General features: G+C 72.3%; 19 protein-coding genes. 13 read left to right on the top strand and 6 right to left on the bottom strand.

Features of this window, described 5'->3' with window-relative positions; all coding sequences use genetic code 11:
• Nucleotides 1–67: 67 nt before the first annotated feature.
• Nucleotides 68–1,465: a DNA repair protein RadA gene (gene radA, locus ABT085_RS17505; protein ID WP_351607933.1), complete on the bottom strand. Its 1,398-nt coding sequence runs from the start codon at nt 1,463–1,465 to the stop codon at nt 68–70.
• 467 nt (nt 1,466–1,932) lie between these two features.
• On the opposite strand from radA, the gene ABT085_RS17500 reads away from it, so the two are divergent.
• Complete coding sequence (locus ABT085_RS17500) at nt 1,933–3,720, top strand: BACON domain-containing protein (RefSeq protein WP_351607930.1); 1,788 nt, start codon at nt 1,933–1,935, stop codon at nt 3,718–3,720.
• Between the two features lie 101 nt (nt 3,721–3,821).
• Here the strand turns inward: ABT085_RS17500 and ABT085_RS17495 are convergent, their stop codons facing one another.
• Nucleotides 3,822–4,670, bottom strand: a complete 849-nt coding sequence (locus ABT085_RS17495) for a DUF3109 family protein (RefSeq protein ID WP_351607927.1) — start codon at nt 4,668–4,670, stop codon at nt 3,822–3,824.
• An 83-nt stretch (nt 4,671–4,753) separates the two neighbouring features.
• On the opposite strand from ABT085_RS17495, the gene ABT085_RS17490 reads away from it, so the two are divergent.
• From ABT085_RS17490 to ilvD, 4 genes are all read left to right on the top strand, one after another.
• Nucleotides 4,754–5,695: a Ppx/GppA family phosphatase gene (locus ABT085_RS17490; protein ID WP_351607924.1), complete on the top strand. Its 942-nt coding sequence runs from the start codon at nt 4,754–4,756 to the stop codon at nt 5,693–5,695.
• Between the two features lie 322 nt (nt 5,696–6,017).
• A complete protein-coding gene (locus ABT085_RS17485) occupies nt 6,018–6,842 on the top strand; it encodes a sugar phosphate isomerase/epimerase family protein (RefSeq protein ID WP_351607921.1) in 825 nt (274 codons plus the stop codon).
• The gene (locus ABT085_RS17480) at nt 6,839–7,444 is read left to right on the top strand and encodes a TetR/AcrR family transcriptional regulator (protein ID WP_351607918.1); all 606 of its coding nucleotides are present in this window, start codon (nt 6,839–6,841) and stop codon (nt 7,442–7,444) included. Before ABT085_RS17485 ends, ABT085_RS17480 begins: the two co-directional genes overlap by 4 nt.
• 231 nt (nt 7,445–7,675) lie before the next feature.
• Nucleotides 7,676–9,529, top strand: coding sequence for a dihydroxy-acid dehydratase (gene ilvD, locus ABT085_RS17475; RefSeq protein ID WP_351607915.1), 1,854 nt, complete (start codon nt 7,676–7,678; stop codon nt 9,527–9,529).
• A 61-nt stretch (nt 9,530–9,590) separates the two neighbouring features.
• Here the strand turns inward: ilvD and ABT085_RS17470 are convergent, their stop codons facing one another.
• Nucleotides 9,591–11,675 (bottom strand): protein kinase domain-containing protein, encoded by a 2,085-nt coding sequence (locus ABT085_RS17470; RefSeq protein ID WP_351607912.1) that lies wholly within the window; start codon nt 11,673–11,675, stop codon nt 9,591–9,593.
• A 182-nt stretch (nt 11,676–11,857) separates the two neighbouring features.
• Between ABT085_RS17470 and ABT085_RS17465 the strand changes: the two genes are divergently transcribed.
• The 4 genes from ABT085_RS17465 (at nt 11,858) to ABT085_RS17450 (ending at nt 14,080) form a co-directional block, all read left to right on the top strand.
• A complete protein-coding gene (locus ABT085_RS17465) occupies nt 11,858–12,169 on the top strand; it encodes an SH3 domain-containing protein (protein ID WP_351607909.1) in 312 nt (103 codons plus the stop codon).
• Nucleotides 12,170–12,257: 88 nt separating this feature from the next.
• Nucleotides 12,258–12,542 (top strand): SH3 domain-containing protein, encoded by a 285-nt coding sequence (locus ABT085_RS17460; RefSeq protein ID WP_502982746.1) that lies wholly within the window; start codon nt 12,258–12,260, stop codon nt 12,540–12,542.
• Nucleotides 12,543–12,584: 42 nt separating this feature from the next.
• Nucleotides 12,585–13,103, top strand: a complete 519-nt coding sequence (locus tag ABT085_RS17455; protein ID WP_351607906.1) for an EamA/RhaT family transporter — start codon at nt 12,585–12,587, stop codon at nt 13,101–13,103.
• Nucleotides 13,104–13,306: 203 nt separating this feature from the next.
• Nucleotides 13,307–14,080: a class I SAM-dependent methyltransferase gene (locus ABT085_RS17450; RefSeq protein WP_351607903.1), complete on the top strand. Its 774-nt coding sequence runs from the start codon at nt 13,307–13,309 to the stop codon at nt 14,078–14,080.
• Here ABT085_RS17450 and ABT085_RS17445 read toward each other — a convergent pair.
• Nucleotides 14,047–15,483 carry a SulP family inorganic anion transporter gene (locus tag ABT085_RS17445; RefSeq protein WP_351607902.1) on the bottom strand — a complete coding sequence of 479 codons (1,437 nt, stop codon included), beginning with the start codon at nt 15,481–15,483 and terminating at the stop codon, nt 14,047–14,049. The two genes, ABT085_RS17450 and ABT085_RS17445, sit on opposite strands and share 34 nt — an antisense overlap.
• A gap of 241 nt (nt 15,484–15,724) precedes the next feature.
• Here ABT085_RS17445 and ABT085_RS17440 point away from each other — a divergent pair, with 241 nt between their 5' ends.
• From ABT085_RS17440 to proC, 3 genes are all read left to right on the top strand, one after another.
• A complete protein-coding gene (locus ABT085_RS17440) occupies nt 15,725–16,597 on the top strand; it encodes an ABC transporter ATP-binding protein (RefSeq protein ID WP_351607900.1) in 873 nt (290 codons plus the stop codon).
• A complete protein-coding gene (locus tag ABT085_RS17435; protein WP_351607898.1) occupies nt 16,594–17,364 on the top strand; it encodes an ABC transporter permease in 771 nt (256 codons plus the stop codon). The genes ABT085_RS17440 and ABT085_RS17435 overlap by 4 nt, the downstream gene beginning before the upstream one ends.
• 158 nt (nt 17,365–17,522) lie before the next feature.
• Nucleotides 17,523–18,332 carry a pyrroline-5-carboxylate reductase gene (proC, locus tag ABT085_RS17430; RefSeq protein ID WP_351607895.1) on the top strand — a complete coding sequence of 270 codons (810 nt, stop codon included), beginning with the start codon at nt 17,523–17,525 and terminating at the stop codon, nt 18,330–18,332.
• A 93-nt stretch (nt 18,333–18,425) separates the two neighbouring features.
• Here proC and ABT085_RS17425 read toward each other — a convergent pair whose 3' ends face one another.
• Entirely contained in the window at nt 18,426–19,010 is a 585-nt protein-coding gene (locus ABT085_RS17425; protein ID WP_351607892.1) for a cysteine hydrolase family protein, read from the bottom strand.
• A gap of 110 nt (nt 19,011–19,120) precedes the next feature.
• Here ABT085_RS17425 and ABT085_RS17420 point away from each other — a divergent pair, with 110 nt between their 5' ends.
• The gene (locus tag ABT085_RS17420; RefSeq protein WP_502982747.1) at nt 19,121–20,131 is read left to right on the top strand and encodes a GlxA family transcriptional regulator; all 1,011 of its coding nucleotides are present in this window, start codon (nt 19,121–19,123) and stop codon (nt 20,129–20,131) included.
• Here the strand turns inward: ABT085_RS17420 and trpS are convergent.
• On the bottom strand, nt 20,071–21,096 hold the full coding sequence (gene trpS, locus ABT085_RS17415; RefSeq protein WP_351607890.1) for a tryptophan--tRNA ligase: 1,026 nt from the start codon (nt 21,094–21,096) through the stop codon (nt 20,071–20,073). The genes ABT085_RS17420 and trpS overlap by 61 nt on opposite strands.
• Nucleotides 21,097–21,731 lie beyond the last annotated feature (635 nt).

Raw genomic sequence — 21,731 nt, 5'->3', positions numbered from 1 at the left:
GGCGCTCCCGTTTCGCGCACTCTTTTCGTACGGACGGGCGAGACCAGGGCAAAGTCTACCGGCGGTCCTACTCCTCCCGTGGGGCCTCTCGGCGACGCGAGCGCGGCAGGACCCGCAGCGCGTCCCCCACGTCGGCGACTTCCAGGACCTTCATACCGGGAGGGATCTTGCCCGGGTCGCCCGGCACGAGCGCGTGCGTGAAGCCCAGCCGGTGGGCCTCGGCGAGCCGGCGCTGCACGCCCGTGACCCGTCTGACCTCGCCCGCGAGGCCCACCTCGCCGATCGCGACGAGGTTCTTGGGCAGCGGGGTGTCGCTCGCCGCAGAGGCGAGCGCGAGCGCGACGGCCAGGTCCGCGGCCGGCTCCGAGAGCTTCACCCCGCCCACCGTGGCGCAGTAGATGTCCCGCTTGCCGAGGGCGCTGATCCGGCCGCGCTGCTCCAGGACGGCGAGCATCATCGAGACGCGGGAGGTCTCCAGGCCCGAGGTCGTGCGGCGCGGGGAGGGGATCTGCGAGTCGACGGTGAGCGCCTGGACCTCGGCCACCAGGGGACGGCGGCCCTCCAGGGTGACCGTCAGACAGGTCCCGGGGACCGGTTCGTCACGCCGGGTCAGGAAGAGCCCGCTCGGGTCGGTGAGGCCGATGATGCCCTCGTCGTGCAGTTCGAAGCAGCCGACCTCGTCCGTCGCGCCGTACCGGTTCTTGACGCCGCGCACCAGGCGCAGGCGCGCGTGCCGGTCGCCCTCGAAGTGGAGCACGACGTCCACCAGGTGCTCCAGCAGGCGCGGGCCGGCGATCGCCCCGTCCTTGGTGACGTGCCCCACCAGCAGGGTCGACATCCCGCGCTCCTTGGAGGCCCGGATCAGGGCTCCCGCGACCTCGCGCACCTGCGCCATGCCGCCGGGGGCGCCGTCGATCTCCGGCGAGGCCACCGTCTGCACCGAGTCGAGGATCAGCAGCGACGGCTTCACCGCGTCCAGATGGCCGAGCACGGCGGAGAGGTCGGTCTCGGCCGCGAGATACAGATGGTCGTCGAGGGCCTTGATGCGGTCGGCGCGCAGGCGGACCTGGCTCGCCGACTCCTCGCCCGTGATGTAGAGCGTGCGGTGCTCGTCACTGGCCGCCTTCGCCGCGACATCGAGCAGCAGGGTGGACTTGCCCACGCCGGGCTCGCCCGCCAGGAGCACCACCGCGCCGGGTACGAGTCCGCCGCCCAGGACCCGGTCCAGTTCGGGCACCCCGGTGCTCCGGGCGGTGGCCTGCCGGCTGTCGACCTGCCCGATGGGCACCGCGGAGGTGGTGACCCGGCCCGGTGCCGTCGTACGGACCGCGGGTGCGCCGTACTCCTCGACCGTCCCCCAGGCCTGGCACTCGGCGCAGCGGCCGAGCCACTTGGCCGTCTGCCAGCCGCACTCCGTGCAGCGGAAGGACGGGCGGTCCTTGGTGGTCTTCGTACGGGCAGCCATGGACGAAACCGTAGCCGTAGGCACCGACAACGCGTCCACGCCCACCCGAATTCGGCCCGCACCCGGCCCGCACCCGCCGTGCCCCGGGCCCGCACCCGCCGTGCCCCGGGCCCGCACCCGCCGTGCCCCGGGCCCGCAGCCGCGCGCCGGGCACCCGGCCCGGCGCACCCCGGGCGCACTCCGGGCGCACCTGGGCACGCAGCCGCAGGCCCTGCGCGCCGCGCCCGTCCGCGTGCCCGGCGCGCCCGTCCGCCTGCCTGCCGTGCCGCTCCGTGCGCCTGTCGTGCCGGTCCGCGTGCCCGCCGCGCACCCGGTTCCGGGCCCGCCGTGAACCGGCCACACCCGGTCGCGAACGAGCCACGGAGCGGAACCCCCCTGTCCCCTTATGAGGGATCGTTTCACCCGTCCGGATTAAAAGTGCTCAAGGCGCCGGAAGGTACCTGCTCGCGCCGCCTACGGTCGCACAGGTGATGAGCAGCAGTCCGGACACCTCGCCCCGCACCACCGGCGCACACCGGGCGCGCGGTCATGCCGCGGCGCGCAGACAGCCCCAGCGACCGCCCGCGTGCTACGAGCCCTACCTGGACGGCCTGTTCACGTACTGCCTGTCGGTGCTCTGCGACCACGACACGGCGACCGCCGCCCTGGGCGACGTCCTGGCGCTCGTCGAGCGGCGCGGGCAGCGCGTTCCGGAGGCCACCGGGGAGCTCAGGGCCTGGCTCTACGCACTGGCCCGCTGGGCCTGCCTGCGCAAGCTGACCGAGGCCAGGCAGCGACGCCAGAGCGCACACGCGGCGGTCCGGCCCGGCCCCCGGCGGCACACCCCCCAGCCGGCCGCACAACCCGCGCCGCAGCCCCCGCAGCCCGCCGGGCACCCCGCACCGCAGTCCGGGCAGTCCGCGCGGTCCGCCGGGCGGTCCGTGGGGCAGCCCGCTCCCTCGACCGCCGGGTCGCCCGTGTCCGAGGAGGTCCAGGAGCTGCGCAGGCGGGAGCTCGCCCGGCTGGCCTGGCCGGAGGCCGCGGGCACCAGCCCCGAGCAGCGCGAGGCGCTCGAACTCGCCGTACGCCACCACCTCGCCGCCCACGAGGTGGCCGCCGTCGTCGGCCTGGATCCCGCGGTCGCCCGCGAACTGCTCGCCTCCGCAGCCTGCGAGGTCGAGCGCACCCGCGCGGCCCTCGCCGTCGTCGAGACCGGCGGCTGCCCCGGCGTCGCCCACCTCACCGGCGATCACCAGCTGGTCCTCAGCGCGACCCTGCGCCGCGAACTGGTCCGGCACGTCGACGACTGCCCGCGCTGCCGCCGCGCCGCCGAGCGCGCGGTGCCCGGCCGCTGGCCCGGGGCCATGTTCACCCCCGCCGAACTGCCCGTCCTGGAGGCGCCCCGCGCGGCACTGCACGCGGCGATGGCGCACGCTCCCCGCGCGCGGAGTGCGTCGCCGCGCTTCGACCGGCGCGGCTTCCCGATGGACCCCAAGGACCACGCGGCCCGCCGGGACCGGCTGCGCGCGCGTGCGGTCACCACGACCGTCGTCGCCACCGTGGTCGCGGCTCCCGTGCTCGCGCTGTGGGCCGCCTACCGGGGCACCGAGACCGGAGAGGGCCCCGACGGGCGCTCCACGAGCACGAGCGAGGCGCAGGGCCCCGGGAGCCTCGACGGCGAGGGGGCGGGCGGCTACGAGAACGCGGGCAACGCCAGCACCAGGGCCGGCACCCGCGCGGCCGGGAAACCGGATGTCTCCGTGGCGGTGGTCAGTGTCGCGGGGGTCGGCCGCAAGAGCGCGGGCCACCTCGACGTGACGGCGGGCAGCAGCGGTGACACCACGCTGATCACCCTCACCGCGACCGGTGACTCCCCGGTCCGCTGGTCGGCCACGACGGGAGCGGCCTGGCTCTACCTCAGCCGGTCGTCGGGAACGCTGGCGCCCGGCGCGTCGCAGACGATCAAGGTGCACGTCGACCAGCTGCGCGAGCCGTCCGGGCACTGGAGCGCCCGGGTGGCGATCGCCCCGGCCGGAACGGTCGTCTCGATCGACGGATACGGCACCGCCCCCGCGCCGTCCACCCCCAGCAGACCACCGTCCACGACCCCGACCGGCACGGCCTCGGCCTCCGCCTCTCCGACGCCGTCCGACCCGACACCCGCCGACCCGGATCCCACCCCCACCGAGACGGCCTCGTCCGACCCGGAAAGCCCGTCACCGCCGCCGGACGGCGACGACGATGACGACGACGACCCGAGCCCGGCCACCTCGTAGACCCGGCAGGCGCGCCACACATGCGACGCCCGGCCCACCGGATGCGCCGGACGCGATGGGGCCTGTACCTGTACCGCTACCGGGACCGGTACAGGTGCCGCTCAGTCGACCGGATCCGCCGGATGCGGTGCCAGCAGCGGGAGCTGCGAGGCCAGCCGCGCCTCGCACAGCTCGACCAGACGGTCGTAGCCGGCCTTGCCCATCAGTTCGATCAGCTCGGGCCGGTAGGAGACGTACACCGGGTCGCCCGCGCCGTGCGCCGAGGTCGCCGACGTGCACCACCAGTGCAGGTCGTGGCCCCCGGGCCCCCAGCCCCTGCGGTCGTACTCACCGATCGACACCTGGAGCACCCGGGTGTCGTCCGGCCGGTCGATCCACTCGTACGTACGCCGCACCGGCAGCTGCCAGCAGACGTCGGGCTTCGTCTCCAGCGGCTCGCGGCCCTCGCGCAGGGCGAGGATGTGCAGCGAGCAGCCCGCGCCCGCGGCGAAGCCGGGCCGGTTCTGGAAGATGCACGAGCCCTGGTAGGGGCGGGTCTGACGGGAGCCCTCGTCGTCCTCGGAGACCCAGCCGGTCTCGGTGCCCACGGCGTGGTTCTGCCAGATCTCCGGGGTCAGCCGCGCCACGTGTCCGGCGACCCGCTTCTCGTCGTCCTCGTCGGAGAAGTGGGCGCCCAGCGTGCAGCACCCGTCGTCCGCGCGGCCGGCCTGGATGCCCTGGCAGCCACTGCCGAAGATGCAGTTCCAGCGAGAGGTCAGCCATGTCAGATCGCACCGGAAGACCTGTTCGTCGTCTGCCGGATCAGGGAACTCCACCCACGCGCGCGCGAAGTCGAGTCCCTTCTCGTCGCTCACCGTCGGGGCCTGCTTCGACCGGGGCGCCTTCGGCTGCGAGGGACCCTTGGTGGATTTGGCCGACTTTCCGTCCTTCGCCTTTTTCGTCTTTGGCACCTGTCCAGGGTAAGTCGCCCCGGAGCGCTTCAGGGACCGTCGAGGGGGCTGAGCATGGCGTTCCTGGCAGTAGCGTTCCCTACATGAGACTCGGTGTCCTCGACGTGGGATCGAACACGGTGCATCTGCTGGTGGTGGACGCCCACCCCGGCGCCCACCCGCTTCCCGCGCACTCGCACAAGGCGGATCTGCGCCTGGCCCAACTCCTCGACGGGGACGGAGCGATCGGTCCCGAAGGGGTCGACAAACTGATCTCGGTCATCGACCGCGCGCTCCAGGCCGCCGAGGACAAGGGCGTCGAGGATCTGCTGCCGTTCGCGACCTCGGCCGTGCGCGAGGCCACCAACGCCGACGACGTCCTCGCGCGCGTGCAGGCCGAGACCGGTGTCCGGCTGCAGGTGCTCACCGGAGCGGAGGAGGCCCGGCTCACCTTCCTCGCCGCCCGCCGCTGGTACGGCTGGTCGGCCGGGAAGCTGCTGGTCCTGGACATCGGCGGGGGCTCCCTGGAGATCGCCTTCGGCATGGACGAGGAGCCGGACGCGGCCGTCTCGCTGCCCCTGGGCGCGGGCCGCCTCACCGCGGGCTGGCTGCCCGGGGACCAGCCGGGCCCCGACGAGATCAGGGCGCTGCGCCGTCATGTCCGGGCGCAGATCGCCCGCACGGTGGGGGAGTTCAGCCGGCTCGGCGTCCCCGACCACGTCGTCGCCACCTCGAAGACCTTCAAGCAGCTGGCCCGGATAGCCGGCGCCGCGGGCTCCGACGAGGGTCTGTACGTGCAGCGCGAGCTCAAGCGGGAGTCCCTGGAGGCCTGGGTGCCCCGGCTGGCCGGGATGACGCCGGAGCAGCGCGCGGAGCTGCCCGGTGTCTCCGCGGGCCGCGCGGGCCAGCTGCTGGCGGGCGCGCTGGTCGCCGAGGGCGCGATGGACCTGTTCGGCGTCGAGGCGCTGGAGATCTGCCCCTGGGCGCTGCGCGAGGGCGTGATCCTGCGCAGGCTGGACCACATGGACGCGGAGCCGAGGCCCTGACATCCGGCCCGCGTGTGCGACGCGTCACACACGCGGGCGTGCCTGGGCCGGGGGTACGCGTCACGCACCCGGGCGGACACGGGAGGCCGCACCGGAACCGGGCGGGAGACGGTGCCCGAGCCAGACCCGGGCGGGAACCGGGTGGCAGACGGTGCCCGAGCCGGGCGGGACCGGGGCGGGAGACGCTGCCGGAGTCGTTGCCGAAGCCGGCGCGGGAGCCGGTGCCGGAGGCCGCGGCGGGAGGCCGGCAGGGGCCGGTCGCCGCACCCGCCCGGCGTCCCGCGCCCTCCGGCGTGATCCGACGCCCCGTACGCTGTCCTTCGTGGCAGAACCAGTCGTGCGCATCCCGGATGCGAAGGTCGCCCTGTCGACGGCTTCCGTCTATCCGGAGTCGACGGCTACGGCCTTCGAGATCGCCGCGCGCCTCGGCTACGACGGTGTCGAGGTCATGGTCTGGAACGATCCGGTCAGCCAGGACATCGAGGCACTGCGCCGGCTCAGCGACCATCACCGGATCCCGATCCTCGCCGTGCACGCACCCTGCCTGCTCATCACCCAACGGGTGTGGTCCACCGATCCCTGGGTCAAGCTCCAGCGCGCCCGCGCGGCCGCCGAGAAGCTCGGCGCGAGCACCGTCGTCGTACACCCGCCGTTCCGCTGGCAGCGGCAGTACGCGCGCGACTTCGTCGGCGGGATCTGGCGGATGGCGAACGAGACGGATGTGCGGTTCGCCGTCGAGAACATGTACCCCTGGCGCTATCGCGACCGCGAGATGCCGGCGTACGCCCCGGACTGGGACGTCACGAAGGACGACTACCGCCACTTCACGCTCGACCTCAGCCACACCGCCACCGCCCGGACCGACGCGGTCCAGATGATCGACCGGATGGGCGACCGCCTCGGCCATGTCCACCTGGCCGACGGCAGCGGCTCGGGCAAGGACGAGCACCTGGTGCCCGGGCGCGGCGGCCAGCCCTGCGCCGAGCTGCTGGAGCACCTCGCCCGGACCGGCTTCGACGGGCACGTCGTGATCGAGGTGAACACCCGCCGGGCCATGTCCAGCGCCGAGCGGGAGGCCGATCTGGCGGAGGCGCTGGCCTTCACCCGCCTGCATCTGGCGTCGGCGGCGAAGGCGCACCGGCCGTGACCGGCCCGATCGCCCGCAAGCGCGGCCGGCCCCCGCGCGCGGAGTCCGCGGACACCCGCGAGCGCATCCTGGGTGCCGCCCGCGAGGAGTTCTCCGAGCGCGGCTACGAGAAGACCTCCGTACGCGGCATCGCCAAGGCGGCGGGCGTGGACCCGGCCCTGGTGCACCACTACTTCGGCACCAAGGAGCAGGTCTTCGAGGCCGCGATCGAGGTCGCCGCCGGGCCCGTGCTGAACGGCCCGACGGCACTGGCCGACGGCCCGCCGGACGAGGTCGGCGAACGCCTGACCCGCTTCATGTTCGGCGTCTGGGAGAACCCCGCCACCCGTACGCCCCTGCTGGCGATCGTCCGTTCCGCCGTCAACAACGACACCGCGGCCGCCGTCTTCCGCCGCCTGGTCGTCTCCCAGCTGCTGGGCCGTATCGCCGCCCGGCTCGACCTGCCGGACGCGGAACTGCGCGTCGAGCTCGCGGCCGCCCAGCTCGTGGGCTGCGCGATGCTGCGCTATGTGATCAAGGTGGAACCGCTGGCGTCGGCGGACCTGGAGCAGGTCGTCGCGCGGGTGGCACCGGCGGTGCAGGCCCACCTCACGGGACCGTGACGCCGTACGGCGTGTCTCGTCCGCCCGTGCGCGCCGTACGGGCGAGTGGGTCACGCCGTACACGTCGTACGGGCGAGTGGGTCACGCCGTACACGCGTGTGAGACGCGCTGTACAGGTCAGTGAGACATGTGTCCCGTATTCCGGACACACCGTCCCGACCCCTGGATGACCGGCGTACGCTCGTCAGCAGTCAGAAGTCTCTGATCGCAGTCTCTGAAGGAGCGAGCGCGATGCCCGAGCTGAGGTCCCGCACAGTCACCCACGGCCGCAACATGGCGGGCGCCCGCGCCCTTATGCGCGCCTCCGGTGTACCCGGTGCGGACATCGGCCGCAAGCCGATCATCGCCGTCGCCAACAGCTTCACCGAGTTCGTCCCCGGCCACACCCACCTCCAGCCGGTCGGCCGGATCGTCAGCGAGGCCATCCGCGAGGCCGGCGGCATCGCCCGCGAGTTCAACACGATCGCGGTCGACGACGGCATCGCGATGGGCCACGGCGGAATGCTCTACTCCCTGCCCTCCCGCGACCTGATCGCGGACAGCGTGGAGTACATGGTCGAGGCGCACTGCGCCGACGCCCTGATCTGCATCTCCAACTGCGACAAGATCACGCCCGGCATGCTGATGGCGGCCCTGCGCCTGAACATCCCCACGGTCTTCGTCTCCGGCGGCCCGATGGAGTCCGGCCGTGCCACCCTCGTCGACGGCACGGTCCGCACGCTCGACCTGGTCGACGCGATCTCCGACGCCGTGAACGACAAGATCTCGGACGAGGACATCCTCCGTATCGAGGAGAACGCCTGTCCGACCTGCGGCAGCTGTTCCGGCATGTTCACCGCCAACTCGATGAACTGCCTCACCGAGGCCATCGGCCTCTCCCTCCCCGGCAACGGCTCGGTCCTGGCCACCCACACGGCCCGCAGGGCGCTCTACGAGAACGCGGCCCGCACGGTCATGGACATCACCCGCCGCTACTACGAGCAGGACGACGAGACCGTCCTGCCCCGTGCCGTCGCGAGCTTCGCCGCCTTCCAGAACGCCATGGCGCTCGACATCGCGATGGGCGGCTCGACCAACACGATCCTGCACCTGCTGGCCGCGGCCCAGGAGGCGGGCGTCCCGTTCGGTCTGGAGGAGATCAACGAGGTCTCGCGCCGCGTCCCGTGCCTGGCGAAGGTCGCCCCGAACGTCGCCAAGGACCGCACGTACTACATGGAGGACGTGCACCGCGCCGGCGGCATCCCCGCCCTCCTCGGCGAGCTGCACCGCGCCGGTCTGCTCAACGAGGACGTGTACTCGGTGCACAGCCCGTCCCTGGCCGACTGGCTGAAGACGTGGGACGTGCGCGGCGGCTCCCCGTCCGCCGAGGCGGTGGAACTGTGGCACGCGGCCCCCGGCTGTGTGCGTTCCGCCGAGGCCTTCTCCCAGTCGGAGCGCTGGGAGGCCCTCGACGTGGACGCCGAGAACGGCTGCATCCGCTCCGCCGAGCACGCGTACTCCAAGGACGGCGGCCTCGCGGTCCTCAAGGGCAACCTGGCGGTCGACGGCTGTGTGGTGAAGACGGCCGGCGTCGACGAGTCGATCTGGACCTTCGAGGGTCCCGCGGTGGTCTGCGAGTCCCAGGAGGAGGCCGTCGAGAAGATCCTCAACAAGCAGGTGACCGACGGGGACGTCGTCGTCATCCGCTACGAGGGTCCCAAGGGCGGCCCCGGTATGCAGGAGATGCTCTACCCGACCTCCTTCCTCAAGGGCCGCGGCCTGGGCAAGACCTGCGCCCTGATCACGGACGGCCGCTTCTCCGGCGGCACCTCCGGACTGTCCATCGGCCACGCCTCCCCGGAGGCTGCGTCCGGCGGCACGATCGCCCTCGTCGAGGACGGCGACCGGATCCGTATCGACATCCCGAACCGCACCATCGACCTGCTGGTCGACGACGCGGAGCTGGCCCGGCGCGAGCAGGCCCTCGGTGGCGTGTACGCGCCGAAGAAGCGGGAGCGGAAGGTGTCCGCGGCGCTGCGCGCCTACGCGGCGATGGCGACCAGCGCGGACAAGGGCGCCGTGCGCGACGTCAGCAAGCTGGGCTGACGTCCGCACAGGGTGGGTGAAGGGGCCGTCTCCCCGGAGGCGGCCCCTTCCGCCTGTCCGGTCACCACTCCGCGGGATACCGGGCGTCCACGGCGAAGACGGTGCCGTCCGGGGCGCCGGCGTACACCCGGTGACCGTCCACGACCGGATGGGGCAGCGAGGCCACCACCTGGTCCGAGTTCGCCCCCAGCCGCGCACGCGTCTGCCCGAGCAGCCGACCGGTGCGGGCGTCGACGGCGAGGAGACGGCCGTCGGGGGTGGTGAGGTACACGTGACGGCCGTCGGAGGCCGGATCCGAGCCCCGGAACGCGCCCGTCTCCAGCCGCCACAGCTGCTTGCGCGCGTCCATGTCGACGGTCACCAGCGAGCCACCGGAGGCCATGAGGTGGACGAGGCTCCCGCGCACGGTGGCGTGGGCCTGTTCGAGCGGGGTGGTGAGTGCCACCCGCCGTGACGCGCCGGTGGCAGGGGTGTAGCGGACCACGGCCGTCGCGTACCCGTACACCGCGTCGAGGGACAGCAGGAGGACGGACCCGTCGGCCGTGCCGACCACCTTCAGCGAGCCCTTGAGCCGCGCCTCCCACCGCACCTCGCCCGTGCCGGGGTCCACCGCGGTGACCCGCGTGGTCGTCTGGTCGTCGGACGGGGTCGCCGCGTACGCCAGGGGATCACCGGCGAACGCGGAGAAGCCCGGCACGCTCTGCCCCGGTATCCGGCGGCTCCACTTCGTGTTGCCCGAGGCGCCGTCCACACCGGTGACCGTCCCGTCGGCACCGGTGACCAGGAGCATGCCCCCGGCGCGCGCCGACGCGCTGCGTGCGGGCAGATCCCGCTGCCAGGACGCCCGGCCCGAGGCGGGATCGAGCGCCTCCAACCGGCCGCCCCCGTCCAGTGCGGGCTGTACGAGACCACCCGCCACCACCGGCGGTCCGCTCGCGTGCTTTCCGGCCACGGCGTGCCGCCACAGCCGGTGTCCGTCGGACGGATCGAGCGCGAAGACCACACCAGGCTGTGCGCAGAGCAACTTGCCTGCACCGTAGGAGCATCGGGGTGTGCTCGTCCTGGACACGGGCGCCGCCCGCCATCCGTCGAATTGCGCCGACGCGGTGGGCGAGGTGGTGCTTCCCGGTGTTCCGCTCCCTGCGCCGAGGAGATGGACCGAGACCAGCGCGGCGAGCACGGCGAGACCGAGTGCTCCGGTGCCGAGAGCCGCCGCTCTGTTCCTCCGCCGGGTGGAGCGCCGGGCCGGTTCTTCGGTGCGGGGTTCGCTCGTGTCGCCGGTGCGCTGGGCCGGGATGAAGGCCTGAGTGTCGTACGAGGCCGCCACCGACCGCAGTTCCCGCATCAGCTCGTCCGGTGTGGGCCGGTCCTCGGGCTCCTTGGCGAGACAGCGCAGCACCAGCGGGGCGAGGTTCTCCGGTACGCCGGTCAGGTCGGGCTCGTCGTGCACGACCTGGTAGGCGACGACGTACGGGCTGTCGGAGTCGAACGGTCCGCGTCCCGTCGCCGCGTGCACCATCACGGACCCGAGCGCGAAGATGTCGGCGGCGGGTCCGACCTCCCTCGGCCGCCGGAACTGCTCGGGCGCCATGAACGGCGGCGTCCCGATCAACTTCCCCGTCTCGGTGCGCAGTTCGCTGTCCGTCGGCCGGGAGATGCCGAAGTCGATGACCTTCGGTCCGTCCTCGGCGAGCAGCACGTTGCTCGGCTTCAGGTCCCGGTGCACCACCCCGACGCGATGGATGTCGCGCAGCGCCTCGGCCAGTCCGGCCATCAGCCGGCGCAACTGGGCAGGCTCCATGGGGCCGTTCTGCTTCACCTGGTCGGAGAGGGTCGGCCCGGGGATGAACAGGGTCGCCATCCAGGGCCGTCCCGCTTCCGGGTCGGCATCGACGACGGATGCGGTGAAGGCTCCGCTGACCCGTCGCGCGGCGGCCACCTCCTGCCGGAACCGCCCCCTGAACTCAGGGTCCTTGGCGAACTGGGCGTGGACGACCTTGACCGCGAGTTTCAGTCCCGAAGTGCTCCGGGCCAGGTGCACCACGCCCATGCCGCCGGAGCCCAGACAGGCCTCTAGCTGGTAGTGCCCGGCGTATTCAGGAAGTTCCGCTTCCGCGCCCGCTCCGATGTTCTGCTGCGGCGCCATGGAGCCACCCCCGTGCTGTTCTTCCGTGCGCGCGACGGACGGAGCCTAGTCGATGACCCGTTCGAGACAGAGACGGCTTGCTAGCCTTCGCGTGCGAATCACGTACGTGTGTTTCGAGACGTGATTCGGGGGAATCAATGGGGCCCCATGGCAGTCATGGGGCGCAACGGGGGAGGATTTTCATGTCTGTCGAGCGTGCCGAAGAGACAGAGGGTGCAGCCGAGGCGCAGGCTCTCGCCACGGTGCTGACGTACTACTCGATCGCGCCGGGCGTCCGGCTCAACGTCCGCAGTGGTCCCGGCACGAGCTATGGCATCGTCCGTGTCCTCGCCGAGGGCTCCAAGGTCCCGATCTTCTGCCAGACGCCGGGTACCACGGTCACGGGTCCGTACGGCACCTCGAACATCTGGGACAACATCGACGACGGCGAGTACGTCTCGGACGCGTATGTACACACGGGCAGCGACGGATACATCCGACCGCGCTGCTCCTGAGACCGTCACCACCATCCAGGGGGAACCGATGACATCCCGTAGACGCCGATCCGTGCTTGCGGCGGGCACCGCCGCAGGAGCACTCCTCATGGTGATGAGCTCGTCGATGACTGCCGAGGCGGCCCCACTGTCCTACTACACGACGGCGGACGTCAGGCTCAACGTCCGCGGCGGTCCCGGCACGGACTACAGCATCGTCCGCACCCTGCCCGGCGGTTCCAAGGTCCCGATCTACTGCCAGACGCCGGGCACGACCGTCACGGGCACGTACGGCACGTCGAACATCTGGGACAACATCAGCAACGGCGAGTTCGTCTCGGACACCTACGTCCAAACAGGCAGCGACGGCTACATCGCCTCCCGCTGCGCCTGATCCCCCCAAGAAGCCCGCGGACCGTCGAGCCATAATCAAGGAGTGACCGACAAGACCGACCCCCCGTCCGACCCCACGTCCGGCCCCGCGGGTTCCCAGGGCGGCGGGCCCCGCCCCGAGCCGCTCCGTTTCTTCGGTACGACCTGGGTGAACCACGACGACGGCTACCGGCTGCGGCGCATCGGCGTGGCCGTAGGCTCGCTCGTCGCGGCCGCCGTCGCGTGTCTGGTCCTGCGCTTCGCCTACCAGGGACTTCAGATCGCCGACGTCGGCAGCTTCGTCACGGTGCTGGTGGTCGTGATGTTCGCGATCTGCAGCGCGCTGGCCTTCGGTCACACCTGGGAGTCCTTCCGCAAGCGTCCCGACGCCGACCGGCAGGCCTCCCTGCGCGGCCTGCTGGCCATCGGCTTCGTCGGCTCGCTCCTCGCCTACTTCTTCCGCTCCTTCACCGAGGCCCCTGGCGAGGTGCTCCACCGCGAGGAGTACGAGGCGGCCCGGCAGGCGCACGAGAAGCGCTCGACCCGCCGCACCGGCAACCCGTCGAAGAAGCGCCGCCGCTGACCGCTTCGGCCGCGAGCCCCGCCGGGCGCCGGGTGCCCCGGCCGACCCCGCCCCACCCCGAGCGTTCCGCGCATCCCGGGTGTCCCGGATGTCCAGGGATCCATGGGAATCTCCTGCGCATCGGCCGGCTCACGCGTCCCCGACGGTTCAAGCCGTCGGCTGAACCGCGTGTACTGCCCGGCCGTCGGCGCAAGCATCACGGCATGACCACCTTCTCCTCCGCCGACCGGGCCCGGTCCTTCGACGCCGCCGCGGCCCGGTACGCGGCGAACCGCCCCGGCTACCCGCCCGCCCTCTTCGACGCGATCGAGGACCTCGCGGGCCGTCCGCTGCGCGGCGCCCGGGTCGCGGACGTCGGCGCCGGTACCGGCATCGCGACCGCCCTGCTGCGCGCCCGCGGCGCCGAGGTGACCGCCGTGGAACCCGGGGACGGCATGGCGGCCCAGCTCCGCCGCACCCTCCCCGAGGTCCCCCTCGTGCGCGGGAACGGCAACGCGCTCCCCCTCGCCACCTCCTGCGTCGACCTGCTCACCTACGCCCAGGCCTGGCACTGGACCGACCCCGCGCGCTCGCTCCCCGAGGCCGCGCGCGTGCTGCGTCCGGGCGGCGCGCTGGCCCTGTGGTGGAACACGGACCCGCACGACGTGCCGTGGATCACCGACCAGGCGCGGCGCATCGGGCGCCACTTCGGCAGCGAGTACGACAACAAGCAGGGCTCGCCCGGCTATCTGACACCGCACGTCTTCGAGGGTGTGCCGGTCGTCCCGGAACACGCGCGGCGCACGGTCCGCTGGAGCCGCACGGTCCCGCTCGACACCCACCTCGCCAACCTCGGCAGCCACTCACTCTTCCTGGTGCACGGCAAGCCGGCGGCCGACGCCTTCCTCGCCGGCGAGCGCGAACGCCTCCTGGAGATCTTCCCGGCCGGCCTGGTCGAGGAGGTCTACGACGTCCTGCTGATCGTAGCCACTCCCTGACGCTCCTGCCGTGCGGCGGCCCAGCCCTCCAGAGCCGCCGCGCAGGCATGGTCCAGGTGCCGCAGCCCGCCGAGTTCCAGCCGGATCTCCCGGTCCCGCGGCAGCGCCTCCAAGGCGTCCAGCAGCTTCGGCAGCCGCAGGAACGTCGCATGTCCCAGCACCCGGACCACGAGCCCCGCCGCCCCCAGGTCCTCCGTCTCCACATGCACATGGCTGGTCTCCCACGCCGTCTTGGCGACGGCCAGCGCGAGCCCGACCAGCACGCCCTCCAGCAGGTTCCCGACGACGATCGCGACCGCCGTCACCCCGAGCACCACCACCTCCCCGCGGTGCTCGCGCCACAGCCCCCGCACCTCGCGCACCGGCACGAGCTTGCACCCGGCGTGCACCAGCAGCCCGGCCAGCGCCGCCACCGGGATCACCCCGAGCGCCCCGGGCAGCACCGCGGTGAACAGCAGCAGCCACATTCCGTGCAGCACCCGGGAGGCCTTGGTCCGCGCCCCGGCCCGCACGTTCGCCGCGCTGCGCACGATCACCGCCGTCATCGGCAGCGCCCCCAGCAGCCCGCACAGGGTGTTGCCCGCGCCCTGCGCCATCAGCTCCCGGTCGTAGTCCGTACGCGGTCCCGTGTGCAGCCGGTCCACCGCCGCCGCGCTGAACAGCGACTCCGCGGACGCGATCAGCGCGAAGGCCAGGACGGTCCCGATCACCCCCACTTCCGTCAGCCGCCCGAACTGCGCCACCGGCGGCACCTGTACGACATCCAGCAGCCCCTGGACCTCGACCCGCCGCACCTCCAGGTCGAACACCCCGGTCACCGCCGCCGCCAGCCCCACCGCGACCAGCGGCGCGGGCACCAGCCGCGCCCCCCGCCGCCAACGCGGCCACAGCAGCAGTACGGCCATGGTGGCACCGCCCACCGACAACGCCACCGGGTCCATCCGGCCGGGCAGCGACACCAGTCCGGCGAGCTTTTCGAGCCCGCCGCCCGGAGCGGCCACGTCTCCGAGGGCGTAGACCTGCCCGGCGATCAGCACCAGCCCGATCCCGGCGAGCATCCCCTGGACGACGGCCACGGACACGGCCCGGAACCACCCCCCGAGCCGCAGCGCGCCCAGGGCGAGCTGCACCAGACCGGCCGCGCACACCAGGACCCCGAGTGCTTCGAGGCCGTACGTCCGCACGGCCTCGTACACGAGCACGGTCAGCCCTGCGGCCGGACCGCTCACCTGGAGGCTGCTGCCGGGCAGTGCCCCGGCGACCAGGCCGCCGACGATCCCGGTGACCAGGCCCAGTTCGGCCGGCACACCGGAGGCGACGGCGACGCCCACGCACAGCGGCAACGCGACGAGGAACACGACGAGTGAAGCGAACAGATCGGCCTTGCGTACGCCACAGCGCATGACGGCAGCACCTCCGGTCGACAGCGGGAGACGCGTGGGCGCCGCCGAGCCGGGGGAGGACTCGGCGAACTGAATTCCATTGTCGGAAACGGGCGCCCGCCATGGGGCCCGTCGATGTGTGCGGCCGGTGAACGCGGAGGCGCAGAAACCGGATGCCCCGCCTCCAATCCCACCGCCGCGCGCCTGCGCCGCCCCGTGCACCCACTTGACGGCACGCCCGCTCGCGAGAATTATTCATCACATGATGAATTACTTGCCCGACCCCGGGGAAACCAACCTCGGTACCGACACCGGTACCAACACCGGTACCGACACGAGTGCCGACACCGGGACCGCCACCACCGCCCCCGCCCCGCCCGCGATCCGCGCCGAAGCCCTCACCGTCCTGCGCGGCTCCAGGTCCGTCCTGCGCGGCCTCGACTTCACCGTCCCGCGCGGCCAGATCACCGGTCTGCTCGGCCCCTCCGGATGCGGCAAGTCGACGCTCATGCGCGCGATCGTCGGCACCCAGGCCAAGGTCACCGGCACCTTGGAGGTCCTGGGCCGCCCCGCGGGCCACCCCGCCCTGCGCACCCGCATCGGTTACGTCACCCAGGCCGCGTCCGTCTACGACGACCTGACGGTCCGGCAGAACCTCGACTACTTCGCCGCGATCCTCGACCCGGGCCGCGCCGCCACCGACCGCCGCCGTGCCGACGTCACCCGGGCCATCGCCGACGTCGACCTCGCGAGCCACGCCGACGCCCTGGCCGGCAACCTCTCCGGCGGCCAGCGCAACCGCGTCTCCCTCGCGGTCGCCCTCCTCGGCGCCCCCGAACTCCTGGTCCTGGACGAGCCGACGGTCGGCCTCGACCCGGTCCTGCGCCGGGACCTGTGGAACCTCTTCCACCACATCGCCGCGTCCCGCGGCGCCACCCTCCTCGTCTCCTCCCACGTCATGGACGAGGCCGAGCGCTGCCACCGGCTGCTGCTCATGCGCGAGGGCGAGATCCTCGCCGACGACAGCCCCGACGCCCTGCGCACCCGCACCGGCTCCGAAACGGTCGAGGCGGCCTTCCTGCACCTGGTGGACGAGGCCGTCGCGGCCGGTCACACGAAGGAGACAGCCCGATGAGCACGACCGCACCCGCCCCCGCCGCCGCCCTGAACCTCTCCCGCACCACGGCCACCGCGGCCCGTGTGCTGCGCCAGCTCCGCCACGACCCGCGCACCATCGCGCTGCTGATCCTCGTCCCCTGCCTGATGCTGGTCCTGCTGCGCTACGTCTTCGACGGCAGCCCGCACACCTTCGACAACATCGGCGCGTCCCTGCTCGGGATCTTCCCGCTGATCACGATGTTCCTGGTCACGTCCATCGCCACACTGCGCGAACGCACCTCGGGCACCCTCGAACGACTCCTCGCCATGCCCCTCGGCAAGGGCGACCTGATCGCGGGTTACGCCCTCGCCTTCGGCGGCCTCGCGATCGTCCAGTCCGCCCTGGCCACGGGGCTCGCCGTCTGGCTCCTGGGCCTGGACGTCACCGGCTCCCCCTGGCTGCTGCTCCTGGTGGCCCTGCTGGACGCGCTCCTGGGCACCGCCCTCGGCCTGTTCGTCTCGGCCTTCGCCGCCTCGGAGTTCCAGGCGGTCCAGTTCATGCCCGCGGTGATCTTCCCGCAGCTCCTGCTGTGCGGCCTGTTCACCCCGCGCGACCAGATGCACCCGGTCCTGGAGGCCATCTCCGACGTCCTGCCCATGTCGTACGCGGTCGACGGCATGAACGAGGTGCTCAAGCACACCGACATGACGGCCACCTTCGTACGGGACGTACTGATCGTGGCCGGCTGCGCCCTGCTGGTCCTCGGCCTGGGGGCGGCCACCCTGCGCCGCCGCACCGCCTGACCGTGCGAACGCCCCACCACAGACGCGCGCTCCGGCGCACGTTCCCGGCCCCCCGCCCTCCGACACCCGCGTCCGCCCACCGGACACCCCACCCGCACCCGACGCCCCTGGTGCGAGGATGAGCCGGGACGACGCACCCCTCGGAGGGCACCTCAGCCATGATCCAGAAAGTCGCGGTCCTCGGCACCGGCAAGATCGGCGAAGCTCTGCTCAGCGGAATGATCCGCGGCGGCTGGGCCCCGTCCGACCTCCTGGTCACCGCCCGCCGCCCGGAACGAGCCGAAGAACTCCGCACCCGCTACGGAGTCGTCCCGGTCAGCAACGCGGAGGCCGCCAAGACCGCCGACACCCTGATCCTGACCGTCAAACCGCAGGACATGGGCACCCTCCTCGACGAACTCGCCCCGCACGTCCCCGCCGACCGCCTGGTCATCAGCGGAGCCGCCGGCATCACCACCGCCTTCGTCGAGGACCGCCTCACCACCGGCACCCCCGTGGTCCGGGTCATGACGAACACGCCCGCCCTGGTCGACGAGGCGATGTCCGTCATCTCCGCCGGCGCCCACGCCACCGCCGACCACGTCACCCACGCCGAAGCGATCTTCGGCGCGGTCGGCAAGACGCTGCGTGTCCCCGAGTCCCAGCAGGACGCCTGCACGGCCCTCTCCGGCTCGGGCCCGGCTTACTTCTTCTATCTGGTCGAGGCGATGACCGACGCCGGGATCCTCCTCGGACTGCCCCGCGACAAGGCCCACGACCTGATCGTCCAGTCCGCGATCGGTGCCGCGACCATGCTCCGCGACAGCGGTGAACACCCGGTCAAGCTCCGCGAGAACGTCACCTCGCCCGCCGGCACCACCATCAGCGCCATCCGCGAACTCGAGAACCACGGCGTACGGGCCGCCCTGATCGCCGCCCTCGAAGCCGCCCGCGACCGCAGCCGCGAACTGGCCTCCGGCAACAACTGACCCACGCCGGCGCCCGCCCGCACGCCGCTGCCCGCCGCCCGCACGCGGGCGGTGGGCAGCGGGCGGCAGTACGGCACCCCGCGCCTGCTCTGCTCACTCCACCGAGCCGACGATCTCCTCCGTGGTCACGACCCGGGCGAACCCGCCCCCGTGCAGCGACACCGCCGCCGCTTGCGCGAGCTCCTCCGCCTCGCGCCGCCAGCCGAACGGCCCTTCGAGGTCGAAGGTGTACGTCGCGTCGTAGGCGACCACCACCTCGTACCCGAGGTTCCCGCCCATCCGCGCCGTCGTCTCCACGCACATGTTGGTCTGGATCCCGGCCACGACGATCTGCCCGATCCCCTCCGCCTTCAGCCAGGCGTCCAGACCGGGCGTGCCGAGGAACGCCGAGTTCACCGTCTTCGTGATCAGCAGTTCCGCCCCGGCACCCTTCCCGCGCCGCTGTGCCACGTACTCCTTGAAGTCGTTCCCCTCGTACCCCGCCCGCAGCGGCGAGCTCGGGTTCACCGAGTCGTGCCGTACGAAGACGACGGGCCGTCCGGCCGACTGCCAGGCGTCGAGCAGCGCCGCGATGTTGTCATCGGCCCCGGGGTTGTTGCGTGCCCCCCAGAACTCCAGCTCCTCGAACCCCTGCTGCACGTCGACGACCACCAGTGCCGCGTTCTCTGCGATGTCCATGCCCACGATCCTGCCGCCGCGCGCCCCTGCGCCCCAGCAGAACAAAAGCCAGCGATCGATGGTTTACTGCCACCGTGGACAGCGTTGACACCGTCGGCAGCGTGGACAGCATCCCCGGCCCGGTCGGCCGCCCCTACCGCGTGGCCCTGGTCGCCTTCCCCGGCATCCGGGCCTTCGACGTCTCCGTCATCACCGAGGTCTGGGGCCAGGACCGCACCGACCGCGGCGCTCCGGCCTTCGACCTGCGCCGCGCCGCGTCCGACACCGCCACCGCCGTCCCGATGCGCGGCGGCCTCTCCCTCCTGCCCGACCGCACCCTCGGCTGGCTGGACCGCGCGGACCTGATCGTGATCCCCGGCCTCGACGACCACCTCACCCCCGCGCCCGCCCCCGTCCTGGACGCCCTGCGCCGCGCCCACACCCGCGGCACCACCCTCGCCGCCCTGTGCGGCGGTGCCTTCACCCTCGCCCAGGCCGGACTGCTCGACGGCCGCCGCGCCATCACCCACTGGAACCTGATCGACGAGTTCCGCGCCCACCATCCGCGGGTCACCGTCGTCCCCGACGCCCTCTTCATCGAGGACGACAACATCTGGACCGCGGCCGGCACCGCGGCGGGCATCGACCTCTGCCTCCATCTCGTCCGTACCGCCCACGGCGCGGAAGCGGCCGCCACCATCGCCCGCTCGATGGTCACGGCCCCCTTCCGCACCGGCACCCAGGCACAGTTCATCGAGCGCCCCACCCCGCACGCCGACCGCGACGCCGACACCCTCGCCGCCGTCCGCGAACACGCCCTGCGCCATCTCCACCAGCCGCTCACGGTCGCCGACCTGGCCGCCCGCGCCGGTATGTCGGCGCGGTCCTTCGCCCGCCACTTCGCCGCCGAGACCGGCACCACGCCGTTGCGCTGGCTTCTCGACCAGCGCATCGCCGCCGCCCAGAAGCTCCTCGAACGCACCGACCAGCCCATGCCCGAGGTGGCCCGCCGGGCCGGCTTCGGCAGCGAGGTCACGATGCGCCAGCACTTCGCCTCGCGCCTCGCCACCAGCCCGCGCGCCTACCGCGCCGCGTTCACCACCACCTCCGACACCGGTGGCAGCAGCCCGATCGCGCGATAGGCCGCATCGACGACCGGCCGGGCCATCGCCCGAGCCCGCTCCGCCCCGTCCCGCAGCACCCCCTCCACATAGGCGGGGTCCGCGCACAGCTCCTTGTGCCGGGCCTGAAGCGGCCGGAGCGTCTCGACCACGGCCTCCGCGGTGTCCTTCTTCAGAGCGCCGTACGAGTCGTAGGCCTCACCCAGCGCCCGGGGATCTCCCTCCGTGCAGGCGGCGAGGATCTCCAGCAGATTCGCCACCCCCGGCCGCTGCTCACGGTCGTACACGACGTCCCGGCCGCTGTCGGTCACCGCCCGCATGACCTTCTTCCGCACCGTGCCGGGTTCGTCGAGCAGATAGACGATGCCCGGTCCGACGTCCTCGCTCTTGCCCATCTTCGACGTGGGGTCCTGGAGGTTCATGACCCGCGCCGCCACCGTCGGGTGGGTCGCCCGGGGCACCACGAACGTCTGCCCGTACCGCTGGTTGAACCGCACCGCCAGATCCCGGGTCAGCTCGACGTGCTGCGCCTGGTCGTCACCGACCGGCACCTCGTCGGTCCCGTACGCCAGGATGTCCGCCGCCATCAGCACCGGATACGTCAGCAGCGACAGCCGCACACTCCCGCCGCGTTCCCGTTCCCGCGCGGCCTTCTCCCGGTACTGGATCATCCGCCGCATCTCGCCGTCGGTGGCGACGCATTCCAGTACGTACGACAGCCGCGCGTGCTCGTCCACATGGCTCTGCACGAATACGGTGCACAACTCGGGATCGAGTCCGGCCGCGAGCAACAGCGTCGCGGACTGACGGCTCAGCCGTCGTACCCGGCCGGGATCGTGGTCGACGGTCAGCGCGTGCAGATCGACGACGCAGAACAACGCGTCCGCCCGGTGCTGGTCGACCGCGGCCCACTGCCGCATGGCCCCCAGGTAGTTCCCCAGCGTCAGATGCCCGGTCGGCTTGACCCCGCTGAAGACCCGCTTCATCTCGTCACCTCCTGATCGGGACCGCCGCCCCCGGCCGGCCGCCCCTCAGGAGGGAGAAACGCCAACGGCCGCCGAGGCGGCGGCCGTTGAGTACATACGTGTGTACGGCCGCCGTCAGGCGGCCCACCACAGCTGGGTGCACGTACGTGTAGTCATGCCGCCCAGCGTACGGGCAGAGGGGCCCCTGGGGCAGCAAGTTGACACGCCGCGCCGCGATCCGTAATGTTCTCCGAGTTGTCCGACGTGAGTGCCGACTCCGGTCGGTCCCCGGACAGCCATTCCGTAAGTACCAGTCACTACTCGACGCCCAGTCGGCATGTCTGCCCGGCTGCGTCGTTTCATTGGCGTGCGTATTTGCGAAATGAGGAATCCGCGTTCGAAAGAACGCGACCCCCGATTAGCTCGGGAGTCGGGAATCCGCTAAAGTCTCACTCGTCGGAACGGCTCAACGGCCGGGAAGGCGCAACCCGCTGACTGGGAGTCAGGCCCGAAAGAGTCTGATAGAGTCGGAACCGCCGGAAAGGGAAACGCGAGAGCGGGAACCTGGAAAGCACCGAGGAAATCGGATCGCGAAACGGTCTGATAGAGTCGGAAACGCAAGACCGAAGGGAAAAAGCCCGGAGGAAAGCCCGAGA

This window comes from Streptomyces sp. NPDC002265 (genome assembly GCF_040296125.1).
GTDB lineage: Bacteria > Actinomycetota > Actinomycetes > Streptomycetales > Streptomycetaceae > Streptomyces.
Note: the sequence above shows the minus strand (reverse complement) of the source record. Positions and strands in the feature narration are given on the sequence as shown.

Coding starts and splice junctions, on each gene's coding strand:
- radA (WP_351607933.1), bottom strand. CDS start 1,465: ATGGCTGCCCGTACGAAGACCACCAAGGACCGCCCGTCCTTCCGCTGC.
- ABT085_RS17490 (WP_351607924.1), top strand. CDS start 4,754: ATGAGACTCGGTGTCCTCGACGTGGGATCGAACACGGTGCATCTGCTG.
- ilvD (WP_351607915.1), top strand. CDS start 7,676: ATGCCCGAGCTGAGGTCCCGCACAGTCACCCACGGCCGCAACATGGCG.
- ABT085_RS17470 (WP_351607912.1), bottom strand. CDS start 11,675: ATGGCGCCGCAGCAGAACATCGGAGCGGGCGCGGAAGCGGAACTTCCT.
- ABT085_RS17465 (WP_351607909.1), top strand. CDS start 11,858: ATGTCTGTCGAGCGTGCCGAAGAGACAGAGGGTGCAGCCGAGGCGCAG.
- ABT085_RS17460 (WP_502982746.1), top strand. CDS start 12,258: ATGGTGATGAGCTCGTCGATGACTGCCGAGGCGGCCCCACTGTCCTAC.
- ABT085_RS17450 (WP_351607903.1), top strand. CDS start 13,307: ATGACCACCTTCTCCTCCGCCGACCGGGCCCGGTCCTTCGACGCCGCC.
- ABT085_RS17445 (WP_351607902.1), bottom strand. CDS start 15,483: ATGCGCTGTGGCGTACGCAAGGCCGATCTGTTCGCTTCACTCGTCGTG.
- ABT085_RS17440 (WP_351607900.1), top strand. CDS start 15,725: ATGATGAATTACTTGCCCGACCCCGGGGAAACCAACCTCGGTACCGAC.
- ABT085_RS17435 (WP_351607898.1), top strand. CDS start 16,594: ATGAGCACGACCGCACCCGCCCCCGCCGCCGCCCTGAACCTCTCCCGC.
- proC (WP_351607895.1), top strand. CDS start 17,523: ATGATCCAGAAAGTCGCGGTCCTCGGCACCGGCAAGATCGGCGAAGCT.
- ABT085_RS17425 (WP_351607892.1), bottom strand. CDS start 19,010: ATGGACATCGCAGAGAACGCGGCACTGGTGGTCGTCGACGTGCAGCAG.
- trpS (WP_351607890.1), bottom strand. CDS start 21,096: ATGAAGCGGGTCTTCAGCGGGGTCAAGCCGACCGGGCATCTGACGCTG.